Origin of the sequence: Shewanella sp. 11B5 (genome assembly GCF_002836795.1) — a bacterium.
Taxonomy (GTDB): domain Bacteria; phylum Pseudomonadota; class Gammaproteobacteria; order Enterobacterales; family Shewanellaceae; genus Shewanella; species Shewanella frigidimarina.
This window is the reverse complement of the sequence record NZ_PJAP01000887.1, coordinates 1-3,377: the sequence shown is the minus strand read 5'-3', so window position 1 is coordinate 3,377 and position 3,377 is coordinate 1. Positions and strand designations below refer to the sequence as shown.

Below are 3,377 nucleotides of genomic sequence, written 5' to 3'. Positions count from 1 at the left end.
GCCACATCTCAAAAGCTTCTTGGCAAAGCTGCTCTCTAAATTTGGGATGGGCAATATCGATAAGCGCACGCGCTCGTTCTCGTAACGACTTACCGCGTAGATAAGCGGTTCCATACTCTGTGACGATATAGTGTACATGCGCACGGGTGGTTACCACGCCAGCGCCAGGGGATAATACTGTGGCAATCCGAGACACCGTGCCATTAGCCGCAGTACTGGGCAATGCGATGACAGAACGGCCGCCTTCAGAAAGGCCTGCGCCGCGTATAAAGTCCATCTGACCACCTACACCTGAGTATATTTGAGTGCCCAGTGAATCAGCACACACCTGCCCTGAAATATCGACCTGTAACGCGGAGTTTATTGACATTACATTCGGATTTTTGCGGATAATAGCCGTGTCATTAACCTGCTCAATATCCATGAATATCACCGAAGGATTGTCATCAACAAAGTCATAAAGTCGTTGGCTACCCAATGCAAAGCCTGTCACCGTCTTGCCGGGATGGACTTTCTTACGACTATTATTGATCACACCAAGCTCGACCAAATTAAGCACACCATCAGAAAATAGCTCAGTATGAACGCCCAAATCTTTATGTTCGGTTAAGCACGCCAATACAGCATCTGGAATGGCGCCAATGCCCATTTGTAAGCAAGCGCCATCAAGTACTAATTTGGCCACATTCTGGCCGATAGCCAAGCTTATCGCATCGCTTGGGGCGAATAGATGTTGTGGTAAAGGCATGCTCTGCTCATACACGGCTGCAAACTTATTGTAATGAATAAAACCGTCACCATGGGTGCGAGGCATCATGGGATTAATATGAGCAATAATTTTACCCGCCATTTGGCAGGCCGCTAACGTTGCCTCAACCGATATACCTAACGAACAGATACCATGTTTATCTGGTGGGGAAACTTGAACGATAGCAGTGTCGATATGCTGTTCGCCGGAACGAAACAACTTGGGCACCTCAGAGAGGAAAATTGGCACATAATCGGCATCACCTTGTTGCAACAGCGAGCGCGTGGGTGTGCCAGCAAAGAAACAACGATGGCGTAGATGATCCTTTAAACGGGGATCACTTAACGACTCTGCACCCTCGGTATGCAACTGCAATAATGTTAAACCATGCTTTGTTAACGCATGTTGGGCTAACGCGTCTAACAATAATGTTGGGGTTGCCCCCATGGAATGAGTCCACAAGGTTTCACCACTTTCAATTAAGGACACGGCCTCTAATGCACTGCTACAAATAATTGGTTTCATTAATATTACTCAAGGTAATTAAGCTATTTGTAGTGTAAGCGGTTAATTCACCCTTTAATAGTGTTGGTAGTGGTAACGTTGAGCTAGCACAAAATAGTTGAGTAATTGAGACATGCAGTACGTTAATGGGTAATAAATGATGCTTAATTGGTATCTGCTTCAGTTAATCAAACTGACTTTTTAACGCCAATCACAATATCGTTTCGGTTATGCTCAAAAGGATAAAAAGCCAACATAAACCTCTCCAGCTTTTAAGCCATGCAGGATTATGCGGATAAGTTAACTGAGAGATTGCGAGGGAGGGCTGAAGTTTTTCAGCCCTCATCAATGAAAATGTTAGGCTATTTTAAATGTCGCCACTTGAAGTTGCATTGAGCTAGCCAGTGATTGTAAATCGTTAACAGAATGGGTAAGTTTTTCGGTCGCTGCGGATGAGGCTTGAGTAATATCATTTATGGTGATGATACTTTTATTGATACTCTCAGCTACATAGGATTGCTCTTCTGCTGCTGTAGCTATTTGAGTGTTAAGCTCATTGATACTGTCGACCGAAGTGACAATTTCATTGAGAACTGTGCCAGCACTGTTGGTTTTATCATTGGCACTATGCACTAAGGCTAAGCCTTCATCCATTGAAGAAACCGCAAGTACGACACTTTTTTGTAATCCGTCAATCATGGTTTCAATCTGCAGTGTTGAGTCTTGAGTACGTTTAGCTAAAGTACGTACTTCGTCTGCAACAACAGCAAATCCTCGCCCCTGTTCACCCGCTCTTGCGGCTTCAATGGCGGCGTTCAAGGCTAAAAGGTTAGTCTGCTCGGCAACGCCTTTAATGACACTTAACACTTGGCCAATGTTTTGGCTCTCTTTAGCAAGATGAGATATCACCTCCGCCGTGGTGCCAATTTGGTTAGATAATTGCGACATACTGTCTATTGAATTTTGAACAATAACATTACCATTTTCAGCATGATTATTAGCTTGTTTCGCCTGTTCAGCGGCAAAGTTGGTACTTTGAACAACCTCTGCCACTGTCGCTGTCATTTCATTCATAGCCGTTGCGGTTTGTTCTGACTCATCTTGCTGCTGTATCATTCTATGGTTGGTTTCTTCAGTGAAACGCTGCAACTCTTCTGATGAAATATTGATAGTATTTGCGGCATCTGAAATTGATTCAATAATGCCTCTTAGATGAGTTATAACGCCTGTAAGGCTCGTTGAAATCATGCCTAATTCATCATCATTATAAGGAGTAAACACTTGGGTTAAATCTGAGTTTTGCTTAATAAGCTTTAGTTTCATCAAAATATCTGTCACTGGCCTCATCACACTACGCAGTACCCAAATGGTTAACACTACACTGATAACCACTGCACAAAACGTAAAGAAAATAAATAACTGAACTGATGATTGATATATCTCTTGAGTTAATCGCCATTCATCGCCTGCTACTTTTATTTGCAATGACACTAATTCGGCAATTTTACCGCTAATAGGATCGATTACCCCGTATAAAGGCATAATGTCATCGGTCAATTGACCTGGGATTTTTCCAGACATGTTTTGCAGTTTACTGATGAGAAAATCAATTTTCTCATCTGCGGGGCCAAACATATCATTGGCTTCAATACTAAGTTGGCTTTCTTTTGGGGTTAACTTAGTGGCTAAATATTTTTTCCAAAGTGTATCAATATTACTTTTTGCACTCATTAATGTCTCAGCAGCATCTTGAGCGGTTGAGCCACCAGCATTGGCTTTGTTTATTGCATCAATGACTAAGACAGCATAGTCATCACCAATGATTTTTAAATCTTCTAACGGTACAACGCGATCAGAATAGATCCTCATCACTCCATCTTCGATTTTCCCCATCATATTCACCGCAATGCCACAAATTATGATGAGAATAGCTAATGGAATTAACGAGCTAATGAGCATTTTTTGTTTAATTTTAAAATTCAGCATATAGACCACCAAGTAAAAATAAATTAACGATAAAAGCCCGAACAATCCTTGGAGGAACTTTACGACGAAATACAATAACCAATGCAAGTGTTACAAAATTGTTACCGAAATAGTAATGTAATATAAAATATAACGCCAA

At 41.8% G+C, this 3,377-nt stretch carries 2 protein-coding genes; both read right to left on the bottom strand.

Annotated elements, in window-relative coordinates; all coding sequences use genetic code 11:
• Nucleotides 1–1,273, bottom strand: a 1,273-nt coding sequence (locus CXF78_RS17715) for an acetyl-CoA hydrolase/transferase family protein (protein ID WP_102037501.1), incomplete at its 3' end; no start/stop codon positions are given.
• A 336-nt stretch (nucleotides 1,274–1,609) separates the two neighbouring features.
• Entirely contained in the window at nucleotides 1,610–3,238 is a 1,629-nt protein-coding gene (locus tag CXF78_RS17710) for a methyl-accepting chemotaxis protein (protein WP_102037500.1), read from the bottom strand.
• Nucleotides 3,239–3,377 lie beyond the last annotated feature (139 nt).

Bases quoted from the DNA above. Each gene is read 5' to 3' on its own strand.
- CXF78_RS17710 (WP_102037500.1), bottom strand. From the start codon at position 3,238: ATGCTGAATTTTAAAATTAAACAAAAAATGCTCATTAGCTCGTTAATT.